This is a genomic window from Nioella sediminis (assembly GCF_001879695.1).
Lineage (GTDB): Bacteria > Pseudomonadota > Alphaproteobacteria > Rhodobacterales > Rhodobacteraceae > Nioella > Nioella sediminis.
This window is the reverse complement of sequence record NZ_MNBL01000063.1, coordinates 1-7,130: the sequence shown is the minus strand read 5'-3', so window position 1 is coordinate 7,130 and position 7,130 is coordinate 1. Positions and strand designations below refer to the sequence as shown.

The following is a 7,130-nucleotide window of genomic DNA, read 5'->3' as shown; positions in this document are numbered from 1 at the left end:
TGGATCTTTCCTGGCACCTGCCTTGCGCTCATCGCACGCGGATAGGGCAGTTCCTCCATCTCGGGCACATCGCCATAGAGCGCCTCGAACTCTGCGAAGTTGTCGAAGACCCGACGCGAGACGTTGTCGATGAAGGTCTCAGCAGGGGCGCCATTAGCGAGGATGATCTCATGCGCCTCGGTTTCGATGTGGTAGACGGTGTAGCGCGCGCCCATCTCGGCCAGCGGCACACGGGTGATCGTGGTGCCATTCACCAAAGCCCCCGCGTGACAGATGACGCCATCCACCAACATTCCGTGATCGGCGGTGACGGTGAGGTCGGTGTGCGGAAGACCCTCGCCGAGAGAGCCAGCAGCAAACCGCACCGGCATCAGGCGTTCGGCAGGACCGAAGCGGGTGGAGACGGTTTGGCGACCAATCCATTTGACCGGGACGATCCCGCCTTCTGCGGTCGCAAGGTTTGTACCGATTTGCAGGTCTTCGACCATAACAGGCCCGTCGCTTGTCTCGATCAAGGTTTTGGCAGCAAAGCAGACCGGGGCCCCGGGGGTTGGGGCGTTCTGCAGCGTAAAGGTCTCGGCCCCATCCGTGCCTCCAACGGACACCGTTTGCCCATCGGCGGCAATGTCAGGATAAGTGAGATCCTCGATGACTGTGCCGCTGTCGTTTCTCAGGATGATCTGATCGCCTGAATTGTTCAAATTGGCCCAGTCCGTGTCTATCCCGCTACGAGTAATGAGCACGGTATTTGGCGGAAGTGGGCCGTAGATCGACAGAAAGTCAGACTCGGAAATGCGTTGTGAGTTGTAGACGATCCCATACTGCCCCGCCTGCAAGGTGAACCCGGCATCGAAGCTCGTTACGCTGCCACCCGCATCGGTAATTGTCCAACCATCCAGGCTGACTGCGGTCGTGCCATCATTTCGAAGTTCGACCCATTCAAGGACAACGTCAGAATAAGGAAGAAGAGGGCTGCTGTCATAGTGAATTTCAGTGATCTGAATATCGGTGTCGGCCATATTTTGTGTTCCTTAAACGGGTCAGACCTTGATAGCTATCCGATAGCGGGGTTTCTGGCGAGCCTTTTCGGCTCGACATGACCGGCCCTTCTAGGAAATGACCGAGACTTGCCCCTTAGAGGTAAGGCGCCGAGACGGGAAGGGGCTGCCCCCCCCCCCCCGAAAAGGCCGCAGGGCATGAACGGTCCGGCTGATCAGGCCGCCTCGACTGCCTTCAAGCGGTTGCGGATCAGCACAGGCACCTGCCGTGCGGACATTGCACGCGGATAGGGCAGTTCTTCCATTTCGGGCACATCGCCATAGAGTGCTTCGAACTCCGCATAATTGTCGAAGACCCGGCGTGACACGTTGTCGATAAAGGTCTCGGCAGGGGCACCGTTGGCGAGGATGATCTCGTGTTCCTCGGTCTCAACGTGGTAGACGGTGTAGCTCTCGCCCATCTCGGCCAGCGGCACACGGGTGATCGTGGTCCCGTTCACCAACGCGCCTGCGTGGCAGATGACCCCATCCACCAACATTCCGTGATCGGCGGTGACGATGAGGTCGGTGTGCGGCAGGTCATCGCCCAGAGATCCGGCGGCAAAGCGCACCGGCATCAGCCGTTCCGCAGGCCCAAAGCGGGTGGAGACGGTCTGGCGGCCGATCCATTTCACGGACACAAAGCGACCCTCTGCGGTCTGCAACTCGTCTCCGACAGTCAAGTTTTCAACCGCAATCTCCGCCTTCGAAGTGGCAATTTGGCTGCCCACCAAAAAGCAGACGGGAAATGCCGAAGAATCAAGCGCAGTAAGATCAATCGAAGCCGGAAAACTGAAATCAGAAAGGCTCATCCCTTGCGGAATGGGAATGAGCGAGAATGAGACCGTCGAAAACACAATCACCGGAAGCGTCATCGTCCCGCCCGCGGTCAGTGCAACCTCAACGTTGCCCGCATAGGAGCTCGGATAGGTAAACGAGGGTGGAACGAACGTCGAAAGCGTGTCGGTTGTCTCAAACGTTGTGTCACCTTCACCGTCGGTGATCGTGGCGGTGACCGTCGTGGCGGTGTTGAACAACGTCACCGTCCCGCTGTTTCCACTGTAATTCGCACCGGCGTCATATTGCAGCGTGCCCATGTTTTCCCCCAAAAAATGGCTATACAATGCCGATCATGTTGCCGTGTGAGCAACGATGTTGTCAATTCCGGCCCAGCCTTTGCTGCGGACTGAGTTTCGTCGCGCAAGATTCAGATCCGCCTATCATATCGAGCGCGGAAGAATTCCTCGGCACTATGACACTTGATCAGGCCACTTCTAACTGACCCAGCCTGTTCTTGATCGTGAATGGCACCTGCCGTGCGGACATTGCACGCGGATAGGGCAGTTCCTCCATCTCGGGCACATCGCCATAGAGTGCTGCGAACTCCGCATAATTGTCGAAGACCCGGCGGGACACGTTGTCGATAAAGGTCTCGGCAGGGGCGCCATTCGCAAGGATGATCTCGTGTTCCTCGGTCTCAACGTGGTAGACGGTGTAGCTGTCGCCCATCTCGGCCAGCGACACCTGCGTGATCGTCGTTCCATTCACCAGCGCGCCTGCGTGGCAAATGACGCCATCCACCAGCATCCCATGGTCGGCAGTGACGGTCAGCGGCTCATAAGGCAGGCCAGCCCCAAGCGATCCCGCCGCAAAGCGCACCGGCATCAGCCGTTCCGCCGGGCCGAAGCGGGTGGAAACGGTCTGGTAACCGATCCATTTGACCACAATGGCCCGGCCTTGAGCGTTCAACACGCGGTCGCCGATCGAAAGCTCTTCAACCAGGCGGTCCCCTTCCGGGGTGGCAATCAGGGTTCCCGCGCAGAAGCACAAGGTATTGGTATTGGTGAAGGTCAGATCGCCGACCGACGTATTTTCGAGGATCAGCGTCGCGCCTCCTCCGAGGTCGATATGCAGATCACCCGAAACATCGGTGGCCGCAGCGACAACATCCGAGATGTCGGCAAAGAAGCTGGACAGGTCGACCACGTCCTCGGCGCCGTTGAAATCCGTGATCCTGTCCGTGTCGCCCGTGCCGAAACCGGTGCCGGAAAACAGGTCCGCATCCGCGCCGCCCGTCAGCGTGTCATTGCCGTCGCCGCCATCGAGCGTGTCGGCACCTGCCCCGCCGGACAAGGAGTCATTGCCGTCATTGCCCGAGATTTCGTTGGCAAGCTCGTTGCCGGTGACATCGTCGGCCCCGGAACTGCCGATGTAGTTCTCAAGCCCGGTGCCGCGCGCGATGGAGAAGTTGCCAATCCGCCCGGACAGGTCCGAATAGGTCTCGTCATTCATGTTGACCCGCTGGTCCAGGCTGGACCCGCTCATATCGAGCGTATCTTCGCCGCCGGTGTCGTACATCGTGTACATCACATAGTTGCCAGCATAGATCGACGGGTCGAGAGCATCCTCCCCGGTTATCTGGCCGAAGAGATCGCCAAGATAGCCAGAAACGTTCGAATTGAACCCGTAGACCGTGTCGCCGACATTGTTTGTGACGCCCGTTCCGTACAGATCCTGAATGGCAAGGATATCCGCCATCATCAGCGTCGATGCGAGTGCAATGTCCGAACTGATCGTCGGATTTTCGTTCTGGCTGAAATACGACATGACCGTCGCTTGCCAGCTGTCGTTCAGGTATTCGTTATCTATGTTCCAGGCTGCGGAGCCATTGTAGTTGCCCGCATGCCCCAGCCCGAGAGCGTGGCCGATCTCGTGCATGTAGGTCTGGAAGGAATAGCTGTCGATCGTGGTGCCATAGGTCGCCAGCCAGTCGGTGGAGACATTCACGGTCGATTGGGTGATGAACCCGCCGCTATGGGTCGAGGAGTTATAGGCACCCGACGCGTTGTCATCCATGACGATTTCATGCGACGCATCCGCCACGCCCGTCGTGACCAGGTTGAAGTTCAGGCCCGACACGGCCGTCCATGCTTCGAACGCCCAGGATGCCAGCTGCTGACCTTCTGCGGTCAGTCCGCCAATATGCACATCCAGCGTATCGCCCACGGAAACGTTGAACTCGCGCGGGGTGGTTTCATTGGTCAGGCTGGTCCAGTAGCCGTCGGTCAGCTGATCGGCGATCTGGTCGTTCGTGAAGGTCGTTCTGTCGCCGGCCGCGGTGACCGATATCTGGTAATCGCCTGCCTCGGTATCATTCCATGATCCGGCCGAGATGTAGATCGTGCCGGTCGTTTCAGCGGTGAACCAGGCATGAGACGCCAGCCCCACCCCGCCATCATCATCAAAGCCAAGGTAATTGCCGCTTGAATCGTACAGGCGCATATAGGTGTCGCCGACGGCGCTGCCGCCCACGCCCGTCAGATTGATGTCATAGCTTTCCCCGGCAACCACGTTCAGTGCGACCCAATCCCGGTCGCCCACGGAATCCAAAGTGCCTGCGAATGTGTCGCCGACCGACATGGAATAGCTTGTCGAGATCGAGGCGACCGCGTCACCTGAATCCTCCAGCAGTGCGGCATCATCTACCGATATCGCTGCCAGATCCTCATAGTCACAGGTTTCCTTAAAGGGTTGAAATGTCGAGCATATCAGACACATGGCGCGTTTCTCCGGGAGAGATTAAATGATCGTGAAGCAGCGTTGCTTCCGGGAAAAAGAAGGGTCTCGCAGGCCGGTCCGTCAATCTGCATCGGGCCAGCCCGCGCTGTTCAGAAGGGTGCCGATAAACCTGTCATAGGGCGCGGCCCCAAGCGGCGCATCGACGACGGAAAACGTGTAGTCCGGGCTGGTCCCGCCAAGATCGCCGCGCCGCCACGAGAGCTGTGCGCGCAGGTCGTGCTTTCCTGCGGAAAGAAGCGTAAGCGTCATGCTGGCCGCCGCGTCCGCGCTGTTTTGGGCCGGATCCTCCGACAGCCTGACCTCCCACGGTGGATCCTGCTCTTGCAGCTGTCGTGTCAGTTCCGCACAAAGCGCGTCGATATGAGAAGACGGGGCCCCGGAAGCTGTCTCGCAGGTGAGGGACAGCACGTCACCCGATGCGGTCTGTGCCATGGCGGATCCTCCTCCAAGGGTTGCAGCGGCGATCACCGTGGCCGAACAGATCGCTGTCATGAAGGCCGCGTTCATGTTCTTCAAAGAAGCCCCTAAATCTCTGGCCCTCGTCATAAAAAACGCGGACGCGCATTCGCCAACTGAACTTGACCCTACGGCACAAGGGCTTTTGTGCCAACCGCGAAGCACAGGTTTTTTTCAACCTCGACATCGCGGAGCCGCACCGGGCCAACCGTAAGATACCGGACCCCGCTCCGGACCGCGATGCACAAACGGTTCGCTGCGCAATCCGTCGCCAGTGCGCGTTCCGCCAATCCGGCCTTGCCCGGTCGCCGATCTTGCCATGCAGCAACGCCGAAAGCCCGCGTCCACGGTCCGCAACCGGCACCCGCCACAGAGATGAAGGCCCGGCCTGCGCCTCAGGCCACGGCTTTTCCGTCCAGCCTCACCTTGATCGCAACAGGCACCTGCCGGGCACTCATCGCGCGGGGGTAAGGCAGTTCCTCCATCTCGGGCACGTCGCCGTAAAGCGCCTCGAACTCGGCGTAGTTGTCGAACACCCGGCGGGAGACATTGTCGATAAACGTCTCGGCGGGGGCGCCGTTAGCGAGGATGATTTCGTGATCCTCGGTTTCGATGTGGTAGACCGTGTAGGTCTCGCCTATCTCGGACAAAGGCACGCGGGTGATCGTGGTGTCGTTCACCAGTGCGCCCGCATGGCAGATGACGCCCTCGATCAGCACCCCGTGGTCAGCGGTGACGGTCAGGTCTGTATGCGGCAGGCCATCGCCAAGCGACCCGGCAGCAAAGCGCACAGGCATCAGCCGTTCTGCAGGTCGAAATGCGGCTACGACGGTTTGGCGACCAATCCATTTGACCGGCACGACGCTGCCATCATGGGTCACGATCCAATCACCGATCTGAAGGCTTTCGACGTACGCGGAGCCATCGGGCGTTGATATGCTCGTGCCGCCCAGAAAACACGTCGTGAAATCCGCCGTATTGAAAGTCGGGATTACAGTGCCAGCCGCCAGAGTTGCAACCGCCGGATCCGTCGTTGAATAGAGATCGTAGTAAGGCCCCTGCCGGCAGACGATATAGACCACCCCATCCTTCTCATAGGTCCCGTAAAACCCATCGGTTACCGAGCCATCGGTGAATGGCTGATTGACGTCTTCACCGGATGTAAAGACCGTGTCACCTGCGCCGTTTCCATCGTCTAACGTGTAGGGGCCGGGCAGTGGGATCGGTGTAAATGTGCCCACCAACTCGTGAAACGTTCCGTGAAAGTACAAGTTGCCGATCGAAGCCATAGGCGCCTGTTCCTCTGCCTGAATTGTGGAGACTGATTCAATTATTAACGAGCACGTCGTGTTATAGCTAACCGTACCACCGGAAGGTCAAGCAAGTGCAGGGTAGGCAGTTTGCCCACTATCCACACACTTAGCCCAAGAACAAAACCCCGGCGCGATGGCCGGGGTCTCGGGATGTTGAAAGGTAAGGCGGGCAGATTGCCAACCCTATGAGCGGACCTTACGACTTCGCGAGGTTGCGCAGAACGTAGTGCAGGACGCCGCCATGTTCGATGTATTCGATCTCGATGGCGGTATCTATCCGGCTCACGCCGCGTCGGAGGTTCCAAGCTTGTGCCGGATCGCCACCGGAACCTGCCGCGCGGACATCGCGCGCGGATAAGGCAGTTCCTCCATCTCAGGCACGTCGCCGTAGAGCGCTTCGAACTCGGCGAAGTTGTCGAAGACCCGGCGGGACACGTTGTCGATGAAGGTCTCCGCAGGGGCACCATTGGCGAAGATGATCTCATGTGCCTCGGTTTCCACATGATAGACGGTGTAGGTCTCGCCCATCTCGGCCAGCGGAACGCGCGTGATCGTGGTGCCATTCACCAAAGCGCCTGCGTGGCAGATGACGCCATCGACCAGCATCCCGTGGTCGGCGGTGACGGAGAGGTCGGTGTTTGGCAGGCCATCGCCCAAAGACCCGGCGGCAAAGCGCACCGGCATCAACCGTTCGGCGGGGCCGAAGCGGGTGGAGACGGTCTGACGACCGATCCATTTCACCGGA

The 7,130-nt window shown here is 59.4% G+C and carries 6 protein-coding genes; all 6 read right to left on the bottom strand.

The window, feature by feature from the left end; all coding sequences use genetic code 11:
• Positions 1 to 1,019 (bottom strand): Hint domain-containing protein (locus tag BKY26_RS09170; protein WP_071690099.1); only part of this gene is annotated, 1,019 nt, incomplete at its 3' end.
• A gap of 194 nt (positions 1,020 to 1,213) precedes the next feature.
• Positions 1,214 to 2,134 carry a Hint domain-containing protein gene (locus tag BKY26_RS09165; protein ID WP_071690098.1) on the bottom strand — a complete coding sequence of 307 codons (921 nt, stop codon included), beginning with the start codon at positions 2,132 to 2,134 and terminating at the stop codon, positions 1,214 to 1,216.
• 166 nt (positions 2,135 to 2,300) lie between these two features.
• The gene (locus BKY26_RS09160) at positions 2,301 to 4,595 is read right to left on the bottom strand and encodes a Hint domain-containing protein (RefSeq protein ID WP_071690097.1); all 2,295 of its coding nucleotides are present in this window, start codon (positions 4,593 to 4,595) and stop codon (positions 2,301 to 2,303) included.
• An 81-nt stretch (positions 4,596 to 4,676) separates the two neighbouring features.
• Positions 4,677 to 5,048 (bottom strand): hypothetical protein, encoded by a 372-nt coding sequence (locus tag BKY26_RS09155; RefSeq protein WP_131541822.1) that lies wholly within the window; start codon positions 5,046 to 5,048, stop codon positions 4,677 to 4,679.
• Positions 5,049 to 5,467: 419 nt separating this feature from the next.
• The gene (locus tag BKY26_RS09150; RefSeq protein WP_071690095.1) at positions 5,468 to 6,361 is read right to left on the bottom strand and encodes a Hint domain-containing protein; all 894 of its coding nucleotides are present in this window, start codon (positions 6,359 to 6,361) and stop codon (positions 5,468 to 5,470) included.
• Between the two features lie 306 nt (positions 6,362 to 6,667).
• A partial coding sequence (locus tag BKY26_RS09145; RefSeq protein ID WP_193600180.1) for a Hint domain-containing protein occupies positions 6,668 to 7,130 on the bottom strand: 463 nt, incomplete at its 5' end.